Here is a 25,562-nt window from a genome sequence, read left to right on the forward strand (position 1 = left end):
TCACCAGCCCGAGGCGGTGTAGACGACGGCCTCGGCCGACTCGTCGCCCCAGGCCAGCTCGCGCAGCAGCGCCAGCGTGCCCTCCTCGGGGTCGATGAGCGAGATACCGCGCCTGGCGTACTCGCGGCCGAGCTCCGGCGTGACCATCCCGCCGTGGGCGCCGGTGGGCGCCCAGGGGCCCCAGTGCACGGTCAGCGCCCGGCGGCCGGTGCGGGCGCGCCACCGCGCGCCGAGGGCTTCCAGCGCGTCGTTGGCCGCCGCGTAGTCCACCTGGCCGCGGTTGCCGAGGACGGCGGAGATGCTGCCGAACAGCACCGCGAACGCCGGGCCTCCGGGCAGCTCGGCCACGGCGTCCAGCAGGGTGCTCGCGCCGTCCACCTTGGTGCCGAACACCCTCTGGAAGGACTCGGTGGACTTCTCCGCGATCAGCCGGTCCTCGATCACGCCCGCCGCGTAGACGAGGCCGTCCAGCCGCCCATGGTCGGCGTGGATATGTTTCACAACCTGGAGAACCGCTTCCGCGTCGCGGAAGTCCACCGAGCGGTAGCGCACCCGGCTGCCCAGGGCGGCCACCTCCTCAAGGGTCGCCGCGACCTCACGCCGCGCCAGGACCCGGGCGGCCTCCCGCTGGATCTCGGCGGGTGTACGTCCGCCCTGGGCGGCGAGCGCCGCGCGCAGGGCCGCCTCGTCGTGCGCCGCGGCGGTGGCCGGGTCCTCCGGGCCGGCCGGCTCCGGCGTACGGCCGAGCAACTCGATCCGGCAGCGGGCTGCGGACGCGAGGGCGGCGGCGAACCGCGCGCTGATCCCCCGCGCCCCGCCGACCACGACCACCACACTGTCCGGGTCGAGACCTATCGCGGCTGCCTCTGCCGCGCCGTCGCCCGCGGGCCCGGCACCCGAACCCGCGAGCGCCCCGAGCGGGGCCTCCACAAGGGACGGCCGGTGCCGCTGCCCGTCGGCGGCGCGCACCACGACGGGCGTACGGCCGGGGGCGAGCACCTCATCCAGCAGCGCTTCGGCGACGGCCGCGGCGGACGCGGCCGTCTCGGCGGGGAGCTCCAGCAGCGTGGCGGCCGTGTCCGGGTACTCCCTGGCGACCGTGCGGAACACCCCGCGCAACCCGGCCGATCGCACGCCCCGCGGGTCGTCCCGCCGGACGGCCAGCAGCCGGCGCGGACCGCGCCGCAGCGCCGCCTGGAGCACGCCGAACGCCTCCGGCAGCACGGGCGCGCCGGACCCGGCCACCGGGTCCAGCAGCAGCACGCCGTCCACCCGGCCGTCCTCCTCGGTGAGCAGATGACCGGCGGCCAGGGCCACGGCCTCGGCACCGTGCCCGGCCAGCCGGGCGGCGACCGCGTCGGCCACCCCGTCGCCTTCCCCGCCGAGCAGCGCGAAGCGCGTGCCGGTCAGATCGGGCGGCGCGGCGCCCTCGTCCGCCCCGCCCGCCAGCGGCACGGGTATCAGCCGAAGCCGCTTGGGCGCCACGCCGAGCACGGCGGAGCCCTCGGGGTCCGCCTCCGCGACAGCCGGGGCGGGGGCGGCAGCGGGGGCGGGCACGAGACGGGCGGTGAGCCAGTCGGTGACAGCCGCGGTGGTACGGGCCTTGGCCAGCTCCTCCAGCTCCTCGTCGCCCAGCGTGGCCGTACCGGCGCCCGCGACCCCGAGCCGCCTCGCCAGCTCCCCGGCGATCTCGGCCCGTTTGATGGAGTCGATGCTGAGGTCGGCTTCGAGGTCGAGGTCGGGTTCTATCATGTCGACGGGATAGCCGGTGCGTTCGCTGATGATCTCGGAGACCGCGCGCAGCACGGCGTCCCCGGCGACCGGTGCCGTCTCGGGCGCCGTCGGCGCGACGGCGGGCGCCGCGAGTGCGGCGGGCTCGGCCGGAGCGGGGAGCGAAGCGATCACGGGCACGGCCACCGGGGCGGGCGCGGCCGGTGCCGCGATCCGTGCGTCCGGCGAGGAGCCGAAGTACGTCAGAAGGACGTCCCGCTGGGCGGCGACCATCTCCCGGCTGGTTCTCAGGAACTCGGCGATCAGGGCGTCCTTGTCTCCGTATCCGCCGCCATCCGTCCGATCCGCCTGGCTCACCGTCGCCTCCACGATTCGTCGGGCCGGTGCCAGCGCACCGGGAAGAAGCTCACCGTCCGCGGTGCGGACCAGGTGTCCGTCCACCGTCCAGCCGGGCCGCTTCGGCGGCGCGGCTGGATCCGCCACCACGGCACCACGGCCGTGGAACAGGTGGCCCGTACGCACCGGCACCCCGGCGACGGCCAGCCGGGCGAGGGCGTCGAGGAACCCGCGCAGGCCCTCGGCGCCGGGCCGCCGCCCGTCGCACGCGACAGCGTGGTGCGGGCGGTCACCGAGGATCTCCCCGACCAGCCGGGTGAGCACCGTGCCGGGCCCCGCCTCCACGAAGACCCGGGCGCCCGCCTCGTACATGGCCTCGATCTGCTCCACGAAGCGGACCGGAGCGCCGACCTGTGCGGCGAGTTCGGCGCGGACGGCGTCCGGCTCCGCGCCGTACGGGGCGGCGGTGCGGTTGGCCCAGACGTCGAACTCCGGCGCCCGCACCGGCCGGCCGGCCAGCGCCTCGGCGAAGCGCGCCCCGGCCCCGGCCACCAGCGGGCTGTGGAAGGCGCAGGCCACCGGGATCCGCTTGGCCGCGTGCCCGGCCTCCCGCAGCAGCCGCACCGCCTCCTCGACGTCCCGTCCGGGACCGGAGATGACGGTCTGGCGCGGCGCGTTGTGGTTGGCGGCCACCACACGCCCGGCGAGCCCGGCACCCCGCAGCACCCGCGCGATCTCCTCGGGCGCGGCGGTCACGGCGGCCATCGTGCCCGGCTCGTCCCCGGCTGCCTCGGCGGCGCCCAGGATGGCGGTCGCCCGCTCGGCGCTCAGCTCCAGCAGCGTGCGGGGATCGAGCGCACCGGCCGCGCACAGCGCGACCAGCTCGCCGTAACTGTGCCCGGCCGCCATGTCGGGCCGCACCCCGGCCGAGGTGAGCAGCGTGTACGCGGCGAGCCCGACGATGCCCAGCGCGGGCTGCGCCACCCGCGTATCGGTCAGCGCGGCCCGCTGTGCCGCCTTCCCCGCCTCGTCGAAGGCGGCCGGGGGATACAGCGCCTCGGCGTAACGGCGCCCGAGGAGCAGATGCCGCTGCAGCTCGGGGAAGGCGATGAGCGCTTCCGCGAACATCCCGGGCCGCTGACTGCCCTGCCCGGGGAAGAGAAAAGCCACTTGGCCCGGCGCCTGCTCGCCCGCGGCGGTATCAGGCCCCGCATACAGCCCGACCGGCTTCCGCGGATCGCCCTCCGGCACATCGCCCGCCAGCACCCGCCGCAACCGCCCCGCCAGATCGGCTGGATCCGAGGCCACCACCGCGACCCGCACCGGCTCGTGCCCGGCGTCGGCGCGCCGGGAGACGGTCAGCGCGAGGTCCCGCAGCCGCCACGGCCGCCCGGCGGTGTCGTTGGCCTCGGCCAGGTGCAGGATCTCCTCGACCCTGCGCAGGGCCGCCGCCCGGTCGCCCCCGCGGAAGAGGAAGAGTTCGGCGGGCCAGGCGTCCAGACCGTGCGCGGGCGGCGCGCCCTGGCCGTTCGCGGCCAGCACCACATGGAAGTTGGTGCCCCCGAAGCCGAACGCGCTGACTCCGGCGGTTCGTTCGGCCGGTGGCGTAGACCACGGCCGCGCCTCGGTGTGGAAGGCGAAGGGGCTGCGCTCCGCGTCCCAGGCGGTGTTCGGACGCCTCAGATGCAGCGTCGGCGGCTTGACGCCGGTATACAGCGCCAGCGCGGTCTTCACGAGCCCGGCCAGCCCGGCGGCGCACTTGGTGTGGCCGATCTGGGACTTCACCGAGCCGAGCGCACACGCGCCGGGTGCGGCCCCGGCTGCCGCGAACACCTCGCCGAGAACGGTGAGTTCGGTGCGGTCGCCGACGACCGTGCCGGTGCCGTGCGCCTCCACCAGGCCGACCTCGGCGGGGGAGACGCGGGCGTTGGCGTACGCGCGCTCCAGCGCGGCCCGCTGGCCCTCGGGGCGCGGGGCGGTCAGCCCGAGCGAGCGGCCGTCGCTGGAGGAGCCGACGCCCCTGATGACGCCGTAGATCCGGTCGCCGTCCCGTTCGGCGTCGGCCAGCCGCTTGAGGACGACGCACACGACACCCTCGCCCAGCGCGATGCCGTCGGCCGCGCTGTCGAAGGTCCGGGAGCGGCCGGTGGGGGAGAGGGCGTGCACCGAGGAGAAGAGCACGTAGTCGTTGATGCCGTTGTGCAGATCGGCGCCGCCGCACAGCACGACGTCGCTGGTGCCGGCGGTCAGCTCCTTGCAGGCGACGTCGACGGCGGCCAGCGACGACGCGCATGCCGCGTCCACGGTGTAGTTGGCGCCGCCGAGGTCCAGCCGGTTGGCGATCCGCCCGGAGATGACGTTGGCGAGCATGCCGGGGAAGGAGTCCTCCGTGAGCCGGGGCAACTGCCCGGTCAGGCCCTCCGGCACCTCGCGGAAGTACGACGGCAGGACGGCGCGCAGCGTTTGCGCGTTGGACAGGTCGCTGCCCGCCTCGGCGCCGAAGACCACGGACGTACGGGAGCGGTCGAGCGACCTGCCGGTGTCGCCGTATCCGGCGTCGTCCAGGGCCCGGCGGGCGGCCTCCAGGGACAGCAGCTGTACGGGTTCGATGGAGCCGAGCGCGGCCGGGGGGATGCCGTAGCGCAGCGGGTCGAAGGGGATGCGCGGCAGGAAGCCGCCCCACTTGGAGGCGGTGGCGCCGTCCTTGTCGCCCGTGTAGTGCACGGCGGGGTCCCAGCGCTCGGCGGGGACTTCGGTGACGGCGTCCACGCCGCCCACCACATTGGCCCAGAACGAGGCCAGATCGGGCGCTCCGGGGAACATGCAGGCCATGCCGACCACGGCCACCTCCAGCGGCGGGGGCGCCTCGGCCTTCGCGGGCGCCTCGTCCACGCCCAAGCGCTCACGCAGCGCTTCCGCACGCCCGGCGAGGAAGTCGGCGGCGGCCGGGCCGACCGCGTGGTGCAGGGCCGCGAGGGTGGTGGTGGCCGAGCGCAGCACCGCCACCTGACCGGCCATGAACATGCCCTCGCTGAGCTGGCGCTCCTCCCCGACCGGGGCCAGCTCGCCGTCGGGGCCACGGTCCACGCCTTTGCTGGCTATCCGTAATCGCCCCACGTTCAGCCGCTCGAGCCGCTCCCACCGCTCCCGGTCCGGCACCCCGTCCGCCCGCAGCCGCTCCTGGAGGGCCGAAAAGCTCTCGGTGAAGGGGCTGTCCACGCATCGGGTGGCGTGGCCGGGGGCGGTCTCCAGCAGCGCGGTGCGCTCGGCGGCCACCACCTGGCGCTGGAAGAGCGGCTGTATGGCGCCGTGTGCCACCGCCTCCTCGGTGAACAGATACGCGGTGCCCATCAGCAGCCCGAGGCCGACGCCGCGCCGGGTCAGCGGCGCGGCGAGCGCGGCCACCATCGCGGCGGACCGCTCGTCGTGCACCCCGCCGGCGAAGTAGATCTCGATGCCGGCGCCATCGGCGGCCGCGGTGCCGCCCGCGGTGCCGGCCGCGCCGTCCAGGAAGTCCTCGATGACCGCGAGCTGGGCCTCCCACAGCGGGAAGCTGTGGCGCGGACCGACGTGGCCGCCGCACTCGGAGCCCTCGAAGACGAACCGCCGGGCCCCGGCCTGCAGGAACTGGCGCAGCAGCCCCGGCGAGGGCACGTGGAGGAAGGTGGCGATCCCCTCCCGCTCCAGTGCCTCGGCCTGTGACGGCCGTCCGCCCGCGATGACGGCGTGGCTGGGGCGGATCTCCCGTACCGCCTCCAACTGCGCGCTTCTGATCTCCTCGGGGGCGAAGCCGAGCACACCGACGCCCCAGGGCCGCCCGGCCAGCGCCGCTTTGGCCTCCTCCAGCATGGTGCGCGCCTGCTCCCGCCCGGCCAGGGCGAGCGCGATGAATGGCAACGCGCCGTCCGCCGCCACGGCCGCGGCGAATCCCGCCTGATCGCTGACCCGGGTCATCGGGCCCTGCGCGACCGGCAGCCGGGTGCCGAGGCCGGTGGCCCGCGGAGATCCGGGGCGCGGCGCCGAGGCGGCGGAGCCCTCGTGCGCGGCTTCGCGTACGGCGTCCCGGACGGCGTCCCGGACGGCGTGGGTCATGCCCCGTACGGCACCGCCGGCGTCCCGCCAGCGCTCGGCGAAACGCGCGGCGAGGAAGCCGTCCTGGCCCACCGGCAGCGGGGGCCCGGACCGAGGGGCGCGCCCCGGTCGCCGCAGGACGCGATGCCCGCCGACGACGGCGGTCTCCGAACCGTCCATGGAGCGGATCGCGGCGGCCCGTTCCTCCGACAGGCCCGCTTCGGCGAGGAGGGCCAGTTGGGTGTCCAGCACCACCCCGGCCGCGCCCCCGATCACGGCCGCCACGGCCGTCCGCGGTCCGATGCCGCCACAGGCCCACACCGGTACGGACAGCCCGGGCTCGGCGAGGAGCCGTTGCAGGAGGACGAACGTGCTCAGCGAACCGACCCGGCCGCCGCTCTCACCGCCCCGGGCGATCAGCCCGTGTGCCCCGGCCCGGACCGCGTCGAGAGCCTCGTCCGGGCTGGTGACCTCGACCAGCACACGACAGCGATCCACGACGGCGTCAAGTGGCCAGGGCGCGTCCGCGCCGAGCACCACGGTGTGCGGACCGCCGCCTCGCGGGGGACGCTCCGTGGGGGAGGCCGTCGCGTCCGGCAGGTCCACGGGTGTGAGGCGGCAGCCCGCCGCCACCCGCACCCCGTACCGGCCGTCTGCCACCCAGCCGTGCGTGCGCTCCCATGCCTCCCGGGCTCTTCGGCCCGTTGTTCCAAGGTCAAGCACTCCCAGACCGCCCGCGCGGCAGATCGCCGTGGTGAGTCTGGCGTCCGGTTCTCCGAACGGAGTAATGCCGATGACAAGATCGCCAAATTCCCCTGTGGCTGACATGTTTTCTCCGAACTAATCGCTGATGCGGGGGGAAACGGAGATAATTCGGGCATGCATGTCGAATGCGCAGCTTTGGATTCTCAGGTAAAACGGTGCGCGTGCGAAATTAGCTATGAGGTTACTGGCTCGTCAACGAGTGCTGCTTCCGTCGGACTCGGGGACGGACTGAATCTCGCCGGATGATCGGGAGAGCGGCGGCCGTGCTGTCTCTCCTCGTCCGTTACATGTTGATGTACCTCGCGTACCCCGCCTGACAAGGGCTGTTGTCCGGAGAAGGTCGAACACCCGGGCCGACCTCGAATGCGCCGAGGGGGTGCTTCCCCGAAGGTCGTCGAACGCAATCCGCACCGGACATTTCGCCGCCCCGAATTCGGTGCGGGGGCCGATACGGCACGACCGCGGCCCCCGCGCTGGGACCCGCCTTCACGGAATTCGTCGTTCCGTTCGCGCGGGGCGCCGTGCCGGGCCGGGTGACACGCTGACGCGTGATCAGGAACCCGCGGGGGATTCCTGGGCATGACCTCCCCCTGCCTGGGCACCCGCACGGTGGGCCCCGCCGCGTTTCCCCCGTCGCGGCGGGGCCTCGCCGTGTGCCACGCGACGAGACGGCCCGGCGGGTGCGCTAACCGCCGTCGCCGAAGCCGCCCCCGAAGCCGCCGCCGTCGCCGAAGCCGCCGCCGTCGCCGAAGCCGCCGCCGTCGCCGAAGCCTCCTCCGAAGTCGCCGCCGTTCCCGTAGCCGTCTCCGAAGTCGGTGGGGTCGTAGCCGGGGACCATGGACTCGCCCAGCAGCGTTCCGATCAGCAGTCCCGGCAGCAGCATCGACCCGTAACCGCCGAAGTATCCGCCCGCCCACGGGGCGTACGCCGGGCCGGCTTCCCAGTACGGGCGCCGGCCGCCGCCGACGGCGACGGTGCGGGCGTCCGGGTCGAGCCCGTCCTCGATGCGCGTGGCGTCGGCGGCGCACGCCGGCACCGTACGCTGGGCGCCGCCCTCAGGGGCCCATTCGACGTCCCGGACCGACGGGCCGTGCCGGGGGTCGAAGAAACACGGCGGGCGCCGCTCGGGAAGCGGGCCGCCCTCGCGGCGGGCGTCGAGCACCGCCAGCGCGAACTGGCCCTCCGCCAGCGCCTCGGTCACCGCCCGTACGTCCTCGGGGCGCCGGGCGGCGGCGGACTCCGCCTTGGCCTTCTCGTACGCGTCCAGGGCGCGACCGTAGTCGTCCACCATCTCGGGTGTGGACGCCGGGTCGGACGGGCTGAAACCGAGCGTGCCGAGCCTCTCGCCGTAGGCGGTGATGTCCTCGTCGACCGCGCCCCGCACCTGCTCCAGCTCGGCCCGTTCCTGCTCCCGGCGGCGCTTGTGGGTGCGCCGCAGCATGTAGCAGCCGCCTCCGCCGAGCACGGCCAGGAGCACCAGCACCGCCACCGCGTCCCCCAGGGACAGGCCGGGGGAGCCTTGCGCGCCCCGGTCGGCCTTCGATGCCACGTCGGCCACGAAGCCGTCCAGGGCGGCGGGGAGGTCATGGGGGTGCTGGCGCAGGTTCTGCTGCGCCAGCGCCTGCGCGGTGCGTCCCGGCAGCACGGACGCATCGGAGGCCGCGCCGAACTTCGAACCCATCGCGACCGCGTACACGCCAGGACGGTCGACGGCGGTCCGCAGCCGGTCGAAGATCCGGTCGCCTCCGTATGCGGGGTTGTCCGGCAGGACGGCGACGTAGACGGGCACGCCCGTGTCGCGGATGCGGCCCGCGAGATCGTGTGCCTGCCCGGGACTCAGCCTGTCGCGTGCGCCGGGATCGACGTACACGGGGTTGCTCCGCAGCGCGTGGCCGATCTTGTCCACGTCCGTTTCGGCGCGGGCGCTTCCTCCGGCCGCGAGCAGCGCCGCCGCAAGGGCGGCGAGGACGGCCAGGACGAGCGTGACCCGTCGCCTCGGGTTGGTGGTCACGAGGACTCCTTACCCGTAATCACGACATACCTCACATAATGGGACGGTATGCCTGGCAAGGGCCTGGATGCCTGGCAAGGGTCTGGCCGGAACTCGTCGCCGCCGTCACCTCCGCCTCCGGTGTCGAGCCGGCCGCTCCCCAGGTTCCGGGCCGCCCCCTGACCCCAGGTCGATCACCGAGCGCATGACGGTCTTTTCCTTCAATGCGGGGCGTATCCGACGCTCGTGGTGGGTGCGCTTCTTCGGCGGACATTACACACATGGACTGTTCACCGTGTTGATCCGCTATGTCGGCATCAGGTGCTTCGTCCGACTGTGCGGCGCATCGCCCGCCGGTGTCCCGACGGCGTCAGCGGAAATCATGGCGTCCGCGTCATGTGCACGGCCGCGTCCCGAAACGTGCCGGACGCCGAATATGACCATCGCTGGTCCAGCCTTCAACTGATCGGCACACCTATTACACAGACGTCATGCGTAGGACCCGGTCAGGGGCCCGCGACGGCCCTGGTCACAGCGGCTTCGCCGGGATTGCGCGGTTGACCCGGCGAGGCGGGGGAGCGCTGTGGAGCAAGTGGTGACCATTGTGTGAAGAAAACGAACCGAAAACGCGGGCGCGCGTGGGTGGCGTGTGATCGGAAAGTGCCGGAATGTGCGATTCCGCACGTTGATTGATTGGCTGCGCAGCGATCAGCCGTGGTTACATCCTTTCGCGCTGAGGCGTTCACGGAATCCCGGTTCCCGGAATCCCGTGGCCGTGCCGTGGAACCCGATGCATTCGGCGACCGCGGGCCGACGCACGTCATTCGAGATAGTCATCCAAGGGAGACGCAATAATGAACTCCGCACCCAAGGTCGCGACCCAGGAGATCTCCGACGCCGAGCTGGACAACGTGGCCGGTGGGCTCGGTGTCGTGGGCAACGCCCTGGGCACCGTTGACGCCGTCACCGCCCCGGTCGCCGGTGTCGCCGGCACCGCCACCGGCACCGTCGACGGCCTCACCGGCCTGAACACCACCGGTGTTGTCGCCACGGCCGGTGCGGTCGCCGGTCTCTGAGGCGCGCCACACCGCCTTCCGGTGCCGCCGCGTGCGGCACCACCGGTCGCTCGGCTCCGCTGAGCGACCGGCTCTGTGCCCCGGGCCCGCCTGGTCCGGGGCACTCGGCCGTCCGTGGCCGCCCCCCCCGGGCCCGCGCCGCGGTGCCCTGATCCATTCCCTTGCGGTTGAGGAAAGACTCTCGTGCAGTTCCGCCAGCAGGCCCTTTCCAAGCTGCAGTCGGCAGAGGACATCGATCTGCCGGTCCGCTACGCCCGCCCCCAGGGATGGCTCGCGCTGACGGTCACGCTCGTCGTCATGGCCGCGGCCTGCGTCTGGGCCGTGACGGGCACCGTGTCGAACACGCTCGGCGCCTCCGGCATCCTCACCCACGGGCAGGGCAGTTACGTACTGCAGAGCCCGATCGCGGGTCAGGTGACCTCCGTACTCGCCAAGGAGGGCAGCACTCTGCCCGCGGGCGCACCGCTGCTGAAGGTCCGTACCCCGCGCGGCGCCTCGGTCGTGCGCACCCTCGCCGCCGGCCGGCTCACCACCCTGGCCGTCTCGATCGGCTCCGTCCTCAACACCGGCGCCGACGTCGCGTCGGTGGAGCGCGTGCGCCACAAGGACGACCCGCTGACCGCCACCCTGTTCCTGCCCGCGAACCGGGCGGCGTCCGTGCCGGTCGGCTCGGCGGTCGACCTCAGCGTGTCCTCGGCGCCGACGCAGACCTACGGGGTGCTGCGCGGTCACGTCCGGGCGGTCGGCCGGACCGCCCAGTCGCGCCAGCAGATCGGCTCCTTCCTCGGCAGCGAGCAGCTCGGCGAGGAGTTCTCCAAGCAGGGCCCGCCGGTCGCGGTGACGGTCCGACTGGACCGGTCCTCCGCGAGCCGCTCCGGTTATCGATGGTCCTCTCCCGAGGGCCCGCCCTTCGCCCTCGCCTCCATGACCCCGGCCGACGGCACGATCCATCTGGCCGCCCGGCACCCCATCGATTGGCTGCTCCCGTGACCACGACGAACGAGGCCGGACCGCCCCGGCCGGCACCCGCCGGGAGCAGCGGACGCCGCCGCCTGGAACCGTCCCGGGGACGACGCCGCGCCCCGCGCGGCGGGGACGGCCCGAGGAAGCCCCGGCGCAAGACCGTGCGCACCCCCACCGTGCTCCAGATGGAGGCGCTGGAGTGCGGTGCGGCGTCGCTCGCCATGGTGCTCGGACACTATGGGCGCCATGTCCCGCTGGAGGAGCTGCGGATCGCCTGCGGCGTCTCGCGCGACGGGTCGCGCGCCAGCAATGTACTGAAGGCCGCGCGCAGTTACGGGCTGCGCGCCAAGGGCATGCAGATGGAGCCGGAGGGCCTGGCGGAGGTCCAGGCGCCGGCGATCCTGTTCTGGGAGTTCAACCACTACGTCGTCTATGACGGCATGGGGCGGCGGTTCGGCAAGCGCGGCGTCCACATCAACGACCCCGACAAGGGGCGCCGTTTCGTGCCCATCGAGGAGTTCGACACCAGCTTCACCGGTGTCGTCCTGGTCTTCGAGCCCGACGCGTCCTTCCGCCGGGGCGGCCGCCGCCCCGGTGTGCTGGGCGCCGTGCCCGCGCGGATGCGCGGGACGACAGGCACCCTGCTGGCCTCGCTGCTGGCCAGTCTGCTGCTCGTGGCGGTGGGGGCGGCGGTGCCGGCGCTCAGCCGCACGTTCATCGACGCGTTCCTCATCGGCGGCCAGTCCTCGATGCTGGCGCCGCTGTTCGCGTCCATGGCCGTGGCGCTGGTGCTGACCGCGGTGCTGACCGGAGTCCAGCAGGCCAACCTGTTGCGCGGGCGCATCATCTCCTCCACCCTCAGCAGCGCGCGGTTCCTGCGCCATCTGCTGCGGCTGCCCGTCACCTTCTTCTCCCAGCGCAGTCCGGCGGATCTGGTGCAGCGCCTGCGGTCCAACGACACCGTCGCGGAGACGCTGGCCCGCGATCTGGCCGCCGCGGCGGTCGACGGGATCGTCGTCGTCCTCTACGCCCTGCTGCTGTGGACCTACGATCCCCAGCTCACCCTGGTGGGCGTCGGACTGGCGCTGCTCAACGTGGTGGCGATGCGCGTGGTCGTGCGCTTGCGGGCCACCAGGACCCAGAAGCTGCGGGCCGACACCGCCCGGCTGACCACCACCTCGTACACCGGTCTCCAGCTCATCGAGACCATGAAGGCCACCGGCGGCGAGAACGGATTCTTCCGCCGCTGGGCGGGCCAGCACGCCATCACGCTGGAGGAGCAGCAGCGGCTGGGCGTACCGAGCTCGGCGCTGGCTGTGGTCGCGCCCACCCTCGCCACGCTCAACAGCGCGCTCATCCTGTGGATCGGCGGGCTGCGGGCCGTCGAGGGCCACATCTCCATCGGCCTGCTGGTGGCCTTCCAGGCGCTGGTGACCCGCTTCACCGCGCCCATCACCCGGCTGAACGGCGTGGCCGGCCGCATCCAGGACTTCTCCGCGGACGTGGCCCGGCTCAAGGACGTGGAGAGCTTCCCGGTGGACACGCTCTACGAGCGCGACGAGCCGGCGGCGGACACCCGCCGGCTGACCGGCCATGTGACCCTGGAGGGCATCACCTTCGGCTACAACCCGCTGGACGAGCCGCTGCTGCGTGACTTCTCGCTGTCCGTCGGCCCCGGCCGCCAGGTGGCGCTGGTCGGCGGCTCGGGCAGCGGCAAGTCGACGGTGTCCCGGCTGGTCTCCGGTCTCTACAGCCCGTGGGAGGGGACCATCCGTGTCGACGGGCAGCGGCTGGAGGACATCCCGCGCGGCGCGCTGGCAGCCTCGGTCTCCTTCGTCGACCAGGACGTCTTCCTCTTCGAGGGCACGGTGCGGGACAACGTGACGCTGTGGGACCCGTCGATCCCGGACGACGCGGTGGTGGCCGCCCTGCGCGACGCCGCTCTCCACGACGTGATCATGCGACGCCCCGAGGGGATCCACTGCCGGGTCGAGCAGGACGGGCGCAACTTCTCGGGCGGCCAGCGGCAGCGGCTGGAGATCGCCCGGGCCCTGGTCCGCCGCCCCAGCGTCCTGGTGCTGGACGAGGTGACCAGCGCCCTGGACGCGCAGACCGAGCAGATCGTCATGGACAATCTGCGCCGCCGGGGCTGTGCGTGTGTGGTGATCGCCCACCGGCTCTCCACCGTGCGCGACAGCGACGAGATCCTTGTCCTGAACCATGGCACGGTCGTGGAACGCGGCCGGCACGAGGAGCTCGCCGCGGCCGGTGGCCCGTATGCCGAGCTGATGAAGGAGCACTGACATGGCGTCCGTTCACCCGGCCGCGGCCGTGGAAGCGGGCGGCGGCGACGCGGTGGTCCAGGTGCTGGGGGCGCTGGGCACGAGCGTCGACTGCGCCGGACTGCGCAGCCTCCCGCTGGAGGGCCCCCAGGTGCTCTGGCTCGTCGTCGGTGGCGCGCTGGACCTGTTCGCGGTCGACGCGGCCGAGGAGGGGCACTGGCACTTCCTCGGCCGGCTGGAGAGCGGCGCCGCTCTCCCCGGGCCGGTCGAGGGGCCGCGCCACACCCTGCTGGGCCGGCCCTCGCAGGACTGTGCCCTGCGCCGTATCCCGCTGCGCGAGCTGTACCGGCCGGAGCAGTACGACACGTACGGCGGCGGCTACGGCTACGACATGTACGCGGGCGGCACCGGTTTTGAGGAAACGCCGCCGACGCCGCTGGAGCACGCAGTGGCGCTCGGGATCAGCCGCAGTCTCGGCGTCCTCTTCCAGGCCCCGCTGGACGGTGGGGTGACGGACGGCGAGGGGGCGGCCGACGAGGACCTGCTGTGGCTTCCGGTGCCGCCCGGCAGCGTCCGGTACGGCGCCGAGTACAGCGCTCAGGCCGCCGGAGACCTGCTGATCGACGGTGCGCTGTGGCAGCGGATGGTCAACCAGCAGCACCGGATCGGCATGGCCGTGGACCGCTGGATCGAGACCATGGAGCGGGTCCACGCGGATCGCACGGCGGCCGGGATCCGGGCCGGTGAGGCGGTCCGCTCGCGCGCCGACCAGGCGCTGATCGCCTCCATCGGAGGGCCGCGGCGAACACCCCGGTCCTCGGAGGAGATCACCGACGACGCCGTCTACGCGGTCTGCCGCAGCGTGGCCCAGGCCACCGGGATCACCCTGGCCGAGCCGCCGAGAGGCGGTCCCGTCGACGATCGTACGGACCCGGTGGAGCGCATCGCGGTCGTCTCCCGGATCCGTACCCGCGCCGTCCGGCTGGAGGGCAGGTGGTGGCGCGAGGACGCCGGACCGCTGGTGGGCTATCGGGCGCTGTCCGGGGCCCCGGTGGCGCTGCTGTGGCGGCGCGGCCGGTACGAGGCGGTCAACCCCGCCTCGGGCCTGCGGATGCGGATCGGCAAGAACAACGCGGACGAGTTCGAGCCGCGCGCCGTGATGTTCTACCACCCGCTGCCCGAGCGGCGGATGACGGTGTGGCGGCTGCTGCGCTTCACCGCCCGCGGCGTCGCGCCGGACCTGCGCAACCTCGTCCTCGCCGGGCTGGTGACCGTGGCTCTGGGCGCGCTGGTGCCGGTCGCCACCGGTCAGGTGCTCGGCGGATTCGTCCCCCGCGCCGAGAAGAGCCCCATCGTCCAGGTCTCCCTGGCGCTGATCGTCTCGAGCGTCGTGGCGGCCGCCTTCATGCTGCTGCAGAACCTGACCCTGCTGCGGCTGGAGGGGCGGCTGGAGAGCACACTCCAGCCCGCGATCTGGGATCGGCTCCTGCGGCTGCCCACCAAGTTCTTCACCCAACGCTCCACCGGCGAGCTGGCCAGCGCCGCGATGGGCATCAGCACGGTGCGCCGGCTGCTGTCCGGCACCGCCCCGATGGTGCTGCAGGCCGGCACCATCGGGGCGATGAACCTCGCCCTGCTGCTGTACTACAGCGTCTCCCTGGCGCTGGCGGTGATGGCCATGCTGGTGGTCATCTCCGGGGTCTTCCTCGGCATGGGGCTGTGGCAGGTGCGCTGGCAGCGGCGGCTGGTGGAGAGCGAGAACAAGCTCAACAACCAGGCGTTCCAGACGCTGCGCGGCCTGCCCAAGCTCCGGGTCGCCGCGGCCGAGAACTTCGCCTACGCGGCGTGGGCCCGCGGGTTCGCCCACTCCCGCGATCTGCATCAGCGCACCGGGCGCATCAAGAACCTCACCCAGGTCCTCGACGCGGTCTACCTCCCGGTGTGCTCGCTCGTCGTGTTCATGCTGCTGGCCGGTCCGGCCCGGGGCACCATGTCGGCCAGCGCCTTCCTGACGTTCAACACCTCCGTCACCATGCTGCTCACCTCCGTCACCCAGCTCACCAACGCGCTGGTCTCGGTGTTCGCGGCACTGCCCATGTTCGAGCAGGTCAAGCCGATCCTGGACGAGCCGCCCGAGGTGCGTGGCGGCAGCGCCCAGCCCGGCGTCCTCTCGGGCGACCTGAGGGCACGCAACCTCACCTTCCGCTACGGCGAGGACGGGCCGCTGGTCCTGGACGACGTCTCGCTGGAGATCCGGCCGGGTGAGTTCGTGGCGGTCGTCGGCCCCAGCGGCTGCGGCAAGTCCACGCTGCTGCGGCTTCTCATCGGCTTCGAGCGGCCGGTGTCCGGCAGCGTGCTCTACGACGGCCAGGACCTCTCCGCCCTCGACCAGGCCGCGGTGCGCCGCCAGTGCGGGGTGGTGCTCCAAAGCGCCCAGCCCCTGGGCGGAACCGTGCTCGACTGCATCCGCGGCGCCGAGCCGTTCACCCCCGAGGAGGCCATGGAGGCGGCCGAACTGGCGGGTCTGGCCGAGGACATCCGCCGGATGCCGATGGGTCTGCAGACGATGATCGCCGGCAGCGGCGCGATCTCCGGCGGCCAGCGCCAGCGCCTGATGATCGCCCAGGCCCTCATCCGCAGGCCGCGCATCCTCTTCTTCGACGAGGCCACCAGCGCCCTCGACAACGAGACCCAGCGGATCGTCATCGACAGCACCCGCCGTCTCCACGCCAGCCGCCTGGTGATCGCACACCGGCTGTCGACCGTCATGGACGCCGACCGGGTGCTCGTCATGGAGGAGGGCCGGATCGTCGAACAGGGCGCCCCGGCCGAGCTGATGGCCAACCCGGGCGGGAAGCTGCACGAGTTGGTGCGGCGGCAGATGCGGTAGGGGACGGCCCGCAGGACGGGCGACGCGGATCGTCGAGACGGACCTGCTGACGATCGGCCTCGGCGCGGCGGTAGCGGGCCTGCTGATGATCGTCGGCGCGTGCTGATCGCCCGGGCAGGCCGCCGAGCATCCGGCATCCGCGCCGCACTCGGTGAGCGGCGGCGCGGTACGCTAAGTGGACGCGCCTCTCCTTAGCGAACGGGCATGACGGGCAAGGAAAGGGGGGGAGCGGCCGATGGCCAGAGGCGAGGGACGCCCGCTGAGGGCCGACGCACAGCGCAACCGGGACAAGATCCTGGCCGCCGCGGTGCGCGTCTTCGCGGAACAGGGGCTGGACGCGCACCTCGAGCGCATCGCCAAGGAGGCGGGCGTCGGCGCCGGCACGTTCTACCGGAACTTCCCGACCCGGGAGCTGCTGATCGAGGCCGTCTACCGCGATGAGCTGGCTCGCCTGTGCGACGCGGCCCCCGACCTCCTGGAGACCCTGCCGCCGCGTGCGGCCCTGCGCGCCTGGATGGGGCGGTTCATCGACTACGCCAACGCCAAGCTGGGCATGGCGGACGCCCTGCGGGCCGTCGTCGCGTCGGGCGTCAACCTCCATGCGCAGAGCCACGAGATGATCCAGGCCGCTCTCTCACGGCTCATGGACGCGGCCGTCGCCGCCGGTACGATCCGGTCGGACATCGGCGCGGCCGATCTGTTCGCCGGTCTCACCGGCATCGCCCTCGCCGCGGGCAAGCCCGAACAGCGTGAGCAGGCCGAGCGCCTTTTGGACCTCACCCTCGACGGGCTGAGCGCCGGCCGGTCATGACGCCGGGGCCGCCCGCGCCCGGGGGACCCCACCGCCGGGCGGGTGCCGTCGGGCGGGGTCCCTTGCGGCAGGGGTGCCGTCAGGTGCGGTAGGCGTAGTACAGCGAGTTCGGGTACGAGGCGATGATGCTGGCCACCGACTTGCGGTAGGTGTTCACCGAGTGGTAGGTCAGATACGGGACACCGCTGGAGCTGCGGTAGGTCACGATCATCGTGTGGTCCTTGGACCCGTCCTTGTCGAAGTCCATCTGCAGGACGTCACCGACGCCCAGGTAGTAGACGTTCGACAGATTGGCCGCCCGCTTGGAGTCCAGGGTGAACCAGGACCACTCGTTGGCGCCCACCCAGGACGTCGACTGGTACGAGGAGTCGTACCACCAATTGCGGTAGTCGTCGTACACACCGCCCTTGTTGGCCCAGCCACCCGCCTTCATGGCCTGGCTCACGAAGTTGGTGCAGTCCCCGCCGGCGTCGTTGAACTTGCGGTAGGCGGGGTTGTAGTTCGACCAGTACTTCTCCGCGTAGGCGGCCATCGCCTTGTAGTCGTACGCCCCCGCGGGCTTCTGCTGCTGTTGCGAGGGCCTTGACGTGGCGGCGGGCGTCGCGGTGGGCGCGGCCGTCGTCCTCGCCACCGCCGCCTTGCCGGGCTCGTTGACCGCCATCGGACCGTCATCCGTGGACCGGATGCCGATCAGCTGCCACTTCCCGTTCGCCGAGGCGGCGAACTTCAGCTCGTGGTGGGCCTGGAAGCCGGTCGTCCTCGGCTCGTCGCCACGGATCTTCTTGTAGGTGAGCGTCGTGGTCTCGGTCGCCTGGACCGTGGCCTGACCGCCCTTGACCCGTATCTTGTCCACGGCCACCCTGGTGTCCGCGCCCGTGTACGCCTCACCCAAGGCGGCGAGTCGCGTCTTGCGGCCACGCAGCGAGGACAGCGCGCTCTCCTCCGTCCTGGTCTGCCCCGCCGACAGGCGCACGTTCTTGTCGGCGAGCGGCGCCAGACGCCGTGCCGATCGGTTCTGATGGTCCAGCAGGGCCGCCGTGCGCTGGGTCAGCACCGCGTCGGCGATCCGGCCGAAGGACGTGGCGGTCGCACCGTCCACGGTCCCGGCCGGCGCCGCCGCGCTCGCGGCCGAGGCGGGCAGCGCCACGGCCGCCAGGGCAGCGGTCAGCGCTGCCCCCACGGCGGATCTGAAGGTCGTTGACTTCACGAAGAATTTCCTCTCCATGTCCCCGGACCGGGCGGCCCGGGACACCGAATCATCACATGAACTCCCCATCTCCGGTGTTTGAGTCGGCGATCCGCGTGACCGACCCGGCCGCGACACGTCCGCCGTCGTGCGTCCATAGGGGACATAAGTGCGGGAGGCTGGGCATACGGACCGGTCGGGAGGTGCGGAAGGAGCCGTCGTGCGGGACGAGGAAATCCTCATCGTAGGGGCGGGCGCCGCCGGGCTCTCGCTCGCCTACCGGCTGTGTTCGCCGGTGCCGGGCGGCCGGGCGGCCAGGGTGACACTGGTCGACGCCCCGCCCGGCCCGCTGCGCCCGCCGGAGCGGACGTGGTGCTACTGGGAGCCGCCGGGCGGCGAGTTCGACGAGGCGCTGACCTGCTCGTGGGGGCGGCTCCGGGTGCGGGCTGCCGAGGGGGAGCCGGTGGTGGGCCGGCCGGCGGGCCTGCGCTACAAGATGCTCCGCTCCGGCGACTTCGAGGCGTTCGTGGGGCGGCGGACCGACGGACACCCCGGGTTCCGCCGGGTGGTGGCCGCCGTGCACACCGTGGCCGACGGGCCGGGCGGCGCCGAGGTGCGGGGCGCGGACGGCGCGGGGAAACCGGTGGTGCTGCGCGGCCGGTGGGCGTTCGACTCCCGGCCGCCGCGGCGGCTGCCGCCGGCGCGCACCACACTGCTCCAGCACTTCCGCGGCTGGTTCGTCCGCACCGAACGGCCACGCTTCGACCCGGCGGTGGCGGACCTCATGGACTTCCGCACCCCGCAGCCCGCGATCGGCCTGTCCTTCGGCTACGTGCTGCCGCTGAGCGCGCGCGAGGCGCTCGTGGAGTACACCGAGTTCTCCCCGGCGGTGCTCCACGACGCGGCGTACGACCGGGCGTTGGCACACTACGCGCGCCAGGTGCTGGGCCTGGGGGAGTGGGAGGTCACCGCGGTCGAACAGGGCGTGATCCCGATGACCGACGCCCGCTTCCGGCGCCGCGCGGGCGCCTCGGTGTTCCGTATCGGCGCGGCCGGCGGCGCCACCCGCCCGTCCACCGGATACACCTTCGCCGCCGTACAGCGGCAGACCCGGGCCGTCGCGGACGCCTGGCATGCGGGCCGCTCTCCGGTGCCACCGCGGCCGCACCCGGCGCGGTTCCGGGCCATGGACGCGGTCCTGCTGCGGGCGCTGGCGGCCGGGCGGGTGGACGGAGCGGCGTTCTTCACCGGCCTGTTCCGGCAGGTGCCGATGGAGCGGCTGCTGCGCTTCCTCGACGGGCACACCCGGGCCGTCGAGGACATCGCCATCGGCCTGCGCACCCCCGTCCCGGCGATGCTGCGCACCGTCGCCGAACTGCCGTGGCTGCGCCGGCGCCCCCCAACCCCCTCTCCACCCGACATCGCCCCACAGGAAGCGACCCCCAGATGACCCTGTTGCGCGACGACGACCTGGCCGCCGCCTTCGACCACGCGGCGCTCCGTTATGACCGGCTCGTGGCCGTCAACCCCGGCTACCACGCCCATCTGCGGCGCTCCGCCCGGCGACTGGGGCTGCCCGCGCGCGGAGCCGGGCTGCGCCTGCTCGACCTCGGCTGCGGCACCGGGGCGTCCACCGCCGCGCTGCTCACCGCGGCGCCGGAGGCGCGGATCGTCGCCGTGGACGTCTCGGCCGGAATGCTGGCGCGGGCCGGCGCCAAGACCTGGCCGGCCCGGGTGCGCTTTGTGCACGCCCCGGTGGAGAGGCTGGCCGACGCGGGCGTCACGGGACCGTTCGACGCCGTCTTCGCCGCCTACCTCCTGCGCAATGTCACCGAGCCGGACGCGGTGCTCGCCACGGCGCGCGCACTGCTCACCCCCGGCGGCCGGCTCGCGGTCCACGAATACACTCTCAGCGGTCATCCCGCTCACCGGGCCGTGTGGACCGCGGTGTGCCGGGCGATCGTCCAGCCCGCCGGGTCGCTCACCGGGGACCGCGGGCTCTACCGCCATCTGTGGCGCAGCGTCGTGGAGTTCGACACCGCGCCCGCCCTTGGCGCGCGCATCCGGCGGGCGGGCTTCACCCAGGTGCGGGTGGTGCCCATGCCCGGCTGGCAGACGGGCGTCGTGCACACCGTCCTCGGTCGGGTGCCGAACCGCGAGGAGACGCCTTGATGTTGGCGCCGGGACAGGACGACGGCGTGGCGACAGCGCGCTGGGGCCGGGACCGCCGGGCCCAGGTGGTGGTGGCGCCGCCCGGCCGGGACCGGATCACCGGCCCGGCGCCCAGCGTGGCCGTGGCCGGCGGTGGTATCGCCGGACTGGCGGCGGCGACCTGCCTGGCGGAACGCGGTGTACGGGTCACGGTGTACGAGCGCGAGCCGCACCTGGGCGGGCGGCTCGCGGGCTGGTCGGTGCGGCTGGCCGACGGTTCACGGGCCACCATGAGCCGAGGCTTCCACGCCTTCTTCCGGCAGTACTACAACCTGCGTGGCCTGCTGCGGCGCATCGACCCGGGCCTGGGCATGTTCACCGGGCTGCCCGATTATCCGCTGCGGCACAGCGGTGGTCTGTACGACAGCTTCGCCCGGGTGCCCCGTACCCCGCCGCTGAGCGCGCTGGGCTTCGTCGCGTTCAGTCCCAGCTTCGGCCTGCGCGATCTGGCCCGGATGCGGCCGGCCGCCGCGCTGCCGCTGCTGGATGTGCGGGTGCCGGAGGTGTACGAGCGGCTGGACGGCGTCAGCGCACGGGACTTCCTCACCCGGATCCGGTTTCCGGAGACCGCGCGGCATCTGGCGTTCGAGGTGTTCTCGCGGAGCTTCTTCGCCGACCCGGGTGAGCTGTCCGCCGCCGAGCTGGCCCTGATGTTCCACATCTACTTCCTCGGCTCCGCCGAGGGCCTGCTCTTCGATGTCGTCCGCGAGCCGTTCCCGCGGACCCTGTGGGGGCCGTTGTCCCGATATCTGACCGGCCATGGGGTCCAGTTGCGGACCGGCACTCCGGTGGAGAGCGTGGATCCGGGGACCGGTGGCAGGCTGAGGGTCACCGCCGGCGGCCACCTCCACCACCACGACGCGGTCGTCCTGGCGCTGGACACCGGCGGGCTGCGGCAGGTGGTGGCCGGCTCGCCGCGCCTGGGCGACGGCCCGTGGCGGGCGGGCATCGGACGGCTGCGCACCGCACCGCCGTTCCTGGTGTCCCGGCTGTGGCTGGACCGGCCGGTGGCGCCGGACCGCCCCGGATTCCTCGGGACCAGCGGCTACGGCCCGCTGGACAACGTCAGTGTGCTGGAGCGCTGGGAGGGCGAGGCCGCGCGCTGGGCCGCCCGGAGCGGCGGTTCGGTGGTCGAACTGCACGCCTACGCCGTCGATCCCGGCGCCGACCGCCGAACGCAACAGGACCGGCTCGTCGCCGAGTTGCACCGCGTCTATCCGGAGACACGGGACGCGCGGATCGTCAGCCGCTGCGATGAGTGGCGCGCGGACTGCCCGCTGTTCCCGGTGGGCGGCTTCGCCGGCCGGCCGACGGTCCGTACGCCGGATCCGCGGGTCGTGCTGGCCGGCGATCTGGTCCGTACCGTCCTGCCGGTGGCACTGATGGAACGCGCGGCGACGACCGGCTTCCTCGCCGCCAACGCGCTGCTGGCACAGTGGGGCGTCCGTGGCCAGACCCTGTGGACGGTCCCGCACAAGGGCCGCCTGGCGCCCCTGCGCGCCCTGGCCAGGCTCGGCGGAGACTGAGCCGACCGGCCGCCGGCTGCCGGGCCGGCCGTTCACCCCGGGAACGCTCCCGTGCTGCGCAGCGCCCACCGCCGTTCCGCGTACGCCAGGTCGTCACGCCACAGCCGGCCGGCCACCGCCCGGATCAGGGGGCGCAGCACGGGGGCCGCGGCACGGGCGACGGCGAAGCCCGGACGGTCCGAGGCCGCGACCACCGCCTCGATCACCGCGGTGCGTGGCCGCCCCGCCGCGTCCGGACCCAGGGGCGTGGCGTGCGTCTCGACCACGGACCCCTGCCCTTCCCCCTCCACGATGCGCATGACGACCGTACGGGGGCCGGGCGCGGTGAACACCGCCCGGACCGGGACCGTGGCCCGCCCCGCCACCTTGAAGGACACCTCGACCGTGAACCCGTCGCCGTCCGCCGTGCCCTCTCCGGCGGGCGTGGCAGGCGTCTGCATCACTGTCAGATCGACGAAGGAGTACGGGTGGAGCCACGCCCCGTGCCAGGGGTCGAGCCGGTTGGCCACCACATCCTCGGGCTCGCAGCGGCCCACGCCGGTGTAGACCGCGTCCACCGCGCCCGCGGGATGCGGCCGGGCCGGGACGACCGGCCGCTCCAGCGGGGTCTCGCCACCGGCCCGGTCGAGCCTGACCCAGACCAGGACGCCGTCCTCGTACGCCGGAAAGGGCTCCCAGCCCGCGAACCCCGAGCCGTCCAGGGCGAGTCCGTGCCAGCGGCAGATCAGGGTGCCGCGACGGACCGGGCTGTCCTTGAGCGGGGCGCCCAGGTGCGGGCACGCACCTGGGCCGGTGCGCAGCCGGCCGTCGGCGCCCCGCCACGCGACCACCTCGACGCCCGCGACGGTACGGCCGAACGGGCGCCCCGGGCGGATGTCGCGGCCGGCGGCCAGCACATACCAGTTGCCGCCGGGCCGGGCCTGGGCGCGCTTCAGCGCGTCGGCGACGATCCCGGGCCGGGCCTGGCGCCAGGTGGGCGGCTGCCGTTCCCAGGGCACGGGCCGCGGGCGCAGGCGCAGCGCGTAGCGTCCGCGCCGGGGACGGTCGTCGGCCATGCGATGTCCTCCCGTACTCCCGGGTATTGAGCTTTCCCGCGGGTGAGCTTTCCCGACGGCTCAGGCGCTCCCGCCCGTCGCGCCGACGGCCGTGCGGCGCCCGGACCTCCGGGACCGCCCCCATCGGCCGGCGCGGGCGCGCAGCCGGGCGGCCGCCACCCGGCCGAGGCCGTCCAGCGCCACCGCGGCGCGGCGGCGGCGCGGGACGACGGCGCGGCGGTGCACGACGGAGTAACCGTCCTCGGTGATGGCGTCCAGGATGCCGCCGTACAGGACGTAGGCGGTACGGATGCACGGCCGGGACACCGGGTCCAGTATGGCCAGGCCCGGGGCCGCCTCCCGGTACACGCCACGCGTCAGTTCGGCGGCGGCGCGGAGCGCGGCCACGATGCGCGGGTCACGCGCGCCGGTCGCATGGCTCCACTCCAGCAGCGCCCGGTCGACGCCGTGCGCCGCGAGCAGGTCGCCGGGCAGATAGACCCGGCCCCGCTCGAGGTCTTCGCCCACGTCCCGCAGGAAGTTGGTGAGCTGGAAGGCGACCCCCAGGGCGGCGGCGTGCGGGGCGGCCTGCGCGCGCGGCACGACGGTGCCGAGGACGGGCAGTATCTGGAGTCCGATGACGGCCGCCGAGCCGTGCATGTAAGCGCGCAGGTCATCGTAGGTGGGGTAGTCGGTGACCTCCAGGTCGGCGCGCATGGAGGCCATGAAGTCGGTGAAGTGCCGGTGGTCGATGCCGTACACGGCGGCCGTGTGGGCCAGGGCCCGTACCACCGGCTCATCGCTCTCCCCGGTGCGCAGCCCGGCGGTCAGCCGGAGCTGGAGCGCGTCGAGCGCTGCGGCGCGCTCGGCGGGGCCCGCGTCGCTCACCAGGTCGTCGACGATGTCGTCGGCCCAGCGGGCGAAGCCGTACAGCGCGTGCACGGCCGGGCGGCGGGCGACCGGCAGCAGCCGGGTGGCCAGGAAGTAGGTTTTGCCGTGGTGCGCGTTCAGCGCCCGGCACCGGGTGTACGCGGCGCGCAGCGCGGGGTGGGTGATGCCCGCGGCGTTCAGCTCCCGTTCGGTCATCAGGCGCCGCCGCCCGGCCGGAGGCCGGTGATACGGGCCGCGGCCAGCTTGCCCGAGAGCAGCACGGTCGGTACCCCGACACCGGGGGTGGTGCCACAGCCGGCCAGCACCGCGTTGGCCACCCCGCGCACCAGATTGCGCGGGCGGAACGGGCCGGTCTGGACGAAGGTGTGGGCGGCGGAGAACGGCGTCCCCGCGGCGTGCCCCTCGGCGGTCCAGTCCACCGGGGTCACCAGGCACTCCTCCTCGATGGCCGCGCCGATCCCGGTCAGCCCGCGCCGCTCCAGCTCGGTCAGCAGGCTGTCGCGGTACCGGGGCGCCAGCTCCCGCCAGACGCGCGGGCCGGGGCCGATGTCGGTGTTGGGGCAGGGGGCGAGGATGTAGTGCACATGGCGTCCGGGCGGTGCGAGGCCGGGGTCATGGGCCGTCGGGCGCGTGATCAGCAGGGACGGATCGGTCATCAGCCGTCCGGTGCGGGTGAGTTCATCGAAGGTGCTCTTCCAGGCCGCGCCGAAGGACAGGGTGTGGTGCGACAGCTGCGGCCAGGTGCGGTCGGTGCCCGCGTGCAGCACCACCGCCGACGGGGCGTGCCGCAGCCGCAGCGGGCGGCGTGGCCGCCGGCCCAGCAGCCGGTAGGCGACCGGCAGATCGGGGGTGAGCACCACGGTGTCGCACGGGATACGGCCCTGGTCCGTCAGCACGGCGGTCACCCGGTCGCCCGTGCGCTCCAGGCGGGTGACGCGGTGCCGGTAGCGGAGCTCCGCCCCGGCGTCGGCGGCGGCGTCGGCCAGGGCGCGGGGCAGGGCGTGCATGCCACCGCGCGGGAAGTAGACCCCGGCCACGGTGTCCATGTAGGCGATGACGGCGTACGCGGCCAGCGCCCGCGCGGGCGGCACCCCGACATACAGCGACTGGAAGCTGAAGACCCGGCGCACCCGCTCGTCGGTGAGGAAGCGGCCGAGGCGGGCGTCGAGCCGGCCGAATCCGCCGAGCGCGGCCAGGCGGGCCAGATCGGGGTGGAGGAGCCGCAGCGGGGAGTCGTAGTTGGCGTCGATGAAACGCCGCATCTGGACCGCGTAGAGCCGCTCCAGCCAGGCCCGCAGCCGCCGGTAGCCGAGCGCCTCGCGGGCGCCCGCGAAGCGGTGGACCTCGCGCTCCATCGCGTCGGCCCGGGTGTGGACGTCAAGGTGGCCGCCATCGGCGAAGCGGGCGCGGTAGGCGGGGTGCAGCCCGATCAGGTCCAAACGGTCGGCCATCCGGTCTCCGACCGCGGCGAACGCCTCCTCGATCAGATGCGGCATGGTCAGCACGGTCGGGCCGGTGTCCATGTGGTAGCCGCCGCGCTCCACCCGCCCGGCCCGCCCGCCGGGCAGGGCCGCCCTTTCGAGGACGGTCACCCGGCGCCCCGCGCCCAGCAGATGCAGCGCGGCCGCCAGCCCGGACAGTCCGGCACCGACCACCACGACATGGTCGGTGCGCCCGGTGACGGTTCTCATCAGGTGTCCTTTCGTGTCGTCATCCCGTGACGTACAGGACAGGTGCCCGTTTACCGTGCGTCCGCGTCCGCCCGGCACCCCTTTGGCGGAGCGGTGAAGCGGCTGTTG

General features: G+C 73.7%; 14 protein-coding genes. 8 read left to right on the forward strand and 6 right to left on the reverse strand.

The window, feature by feature from the left end; genetic code table 11:
- Together ABZU99_RS09515 and ABZU99_RS09520 are read right to left on the reverse strand one after the other, a co-directional pair.
- Nucleotides 1-6,966 (reverse strand): SDR family NAD(P)-dependent oxidoreductase, encoded by a 6,966-nt coding sequence (locus tag ABZU99_RS09515; RefSeq protein WP_356049758.1) that lies wholly within the window; start codon nt 6,964-6,966, stop codon nt 1-3.
- 622 nt (nt 6,967-7,588) lie between these two features.
- Nucleotides 7,589-8,914, reverse strand: coding sequence for a hypothetical protein (locus tag ABZU99_RS09520; protein WP_356049756.1), 1,326 nt, complete (start codon nt 8,912-8,914; stop codon nt 7,589-7,591).
- An 833-nt stretch (nt 8,915-9,747) separates the two neighbouring features.
- Between ABZU99_RS09520 and ABZU99_RS09525 the strand changes: the two genes are divergently transcribed.
- The 5 genes from ABZU99_RS09525 (at nt 9,748) to ABZU99_RS09545 (ending at nt 16,915) form a co-directional block, all read left to right on the forward strand.
- Nucleotides 9,748-9,969, forward strand: a complete 222-nt coding sequence (locus tag ABZU99_RS09525; RefSeq protein WP_355941925.1) for a type A2 lantipeptide — start codon at nt 9,748-9,750, stop codon at nt 9,967-9,969.
- A 183-nt stretch (nt 9,970-10,152) separates the two neighbouring features.
- The gene (locus tag ABZU99_RS09530) at nt 10,153-10,959 is read left to right on the forward strand and encodes an HlyD family efflux transporter periplasmic adaptor subunit (protein ID WP_356049754.1); all 807 of its coding nucleotides are present in this window, start codon (nt 10,153-10,155) and stop codon (nt 10,957-10,959) included.
- Nucleotides 10,956-13,235, forward strand: coding sequence for an NHLP family bacteriocin export ABC transporter peptidase/permease/ATPase subunit (locus ABZU99_RS09535; RefSeq protein ID WP_356049752.1), 2,280 nt, complete (start codon nt 10,956-10,958; stop codon nt 13,233-13,235). Before ABZU99_RS09530 ends, ABZU99_RS09535 begins: the two co-directional genes overlap by 4 nt.
- A gap of 1 nt (nt 13,236) precedes the next feature.
- Complete coding sequence (locus ABZU99_RS09540) at nt 13,237-16,104, forward strand: NHLP bacteriocin export ABC transporter permease/ATPase subunit (RefSeq protein ID WP_356049750.1); 2,868 nt, start codon at nt 13,237-13,239, stop codon at nt 16,102-16,104.
- A 235-nt stretch (nt 16,105-16,339) separates the two neighbouring features.
- On the forward strand, nt 16,340-16,915 hold the full coding sequence (locus ABZU99_RS09545) for a helix-turn-helix domain-containing protein (RefSeq protein ID WP_355941913.1): 576 nt from the start codon (nt 16,340-16,342) through the stop codon (nt 16,913-16,915).
- A 79-nt stretch (nt 16,916-16,994) separates the two neighbouring features.
- Here the strand turns inward: ABZU99_RS09545 and ABZU99_RS09550 are convergent, their stop codons facing one another.
- Nucleotides 16,995-18,122: an amidase domain-containing protein gene (locus ABZU99_RS09550; protein WP_356049748.1), complete on the reverse strand. Its 1,128-nt coding sequence runs from the start codon at nt 18,120-18,122 to the stop codon at nt 16,995-16,997.
- 199 nt (nt 18,123-18,321) lie between these two features.
- On the opposite strand from ABZU99_RS09550, the gene ABZU99_RS09555 reads away from it, so the two are divergent.
- From ABZU99_RS09555 to ABZU99_RS09565, 3 genes are read left to right on the forward strand one after another with little or no spacing between them, the layout of a single operon-like run.
- A complete protein-coding gene (locus ABZU99_RS09555; protein WP_356049746.1) occupies nt 18,322-19,551 on the forward strand; it encodes a lycopene cyclase family protein in 1,230 nt (409 codons plus the stop codon).
- On the forward strand, nt 19,548-20,273 hold the full coding sequence (locus ABZU99_RS09560; RefSeq protein ID WP_356049742.1) for a class I SAM-dependent methyltransferase: 726 nt from the start codon (nt 19,548-19,550) through the stop codon (nt 20,271-20,273). Before ABZU99_RS09555 ends, ABZU99_RS09560 begins: the two co-directional genes overlap by 4 nt.
- Nucleotides 20,273-21,838 (forward strand): FAD-dependent oxidoreductase, encoded by a 1,566-nt coding sequence (locus ABZU99_RS09565; RefSeq protein WP_356049740.1) that lies wholly within the window; start codon nt 20,273-20,275, stop codon nt 21,836-21,838. Before ABZU99_RS09560 ends, ABZU99_RS09565 begins: the two co-directional genes overlap by 1 nt.
- A gap of 32 nt (nt 21,839-21,870) precedes the next feature.
- Here ABZU99_RS09565 and ABZU99_RS09570 read toward each other — a convergent pair whose 3' ends face one another.
- Genes ABZU99_RS09570 through crtI form a run of 3 tightly spaced genes read right to left on the reverse strand, consistent with a single transcriptional unit; the run spans nt 21,871 to nt 25,454 of the window.
- Complete coding sequence (locus tag ABZU99_RS09570; protein ID WP_356049738.1) at nt 21,871-22,893, reverse strand: DUF5914 domain-containing protein; 1,023 nt, start codon at nt 22,891-22,893, stop codon at nt 21,871-21,873.
- 60 nt (nt 22,894-22,953) lie between these two features.
- Entirely contained in the window at nt 22,954-23,958 is a 1,005-nt protein-coding gene (locus ABZU99_RS09575; RefSeq protein WP_356049736.1) for a phytoene/squalene synthase family protein, read from the reverse strand.
- Nucleotides 23,958-25,454 carry a phytoene desaturase family protein gene (gene crtI, locus ABZU99_RS09580; protein ID WP_356049734.1) on the reverse strand — a complete coding sequence of 499 codons (1,497 nt, stop codon included), beginning with the start codon at nt 25,452-25,454 and terminating at the stop codon, nt 23,958-23,960. The genes ABZU99_RS09575 and crtI overlap by 1 nt, the downstream gene beginning before the upstream one ends.
- Between the last annotated feature and the right edge of the window lie 108 nt (nt 25,455-25,562).

The sequence above is a fragment of the Streptomyces sp. NPDC005266 genome (assembly GCF_040607655.1).
Lineage (GTDB): Bacteria > Actinomycetota > Actinomycetes > Streptomycetales > Streptomycetaceae > Streptomyces.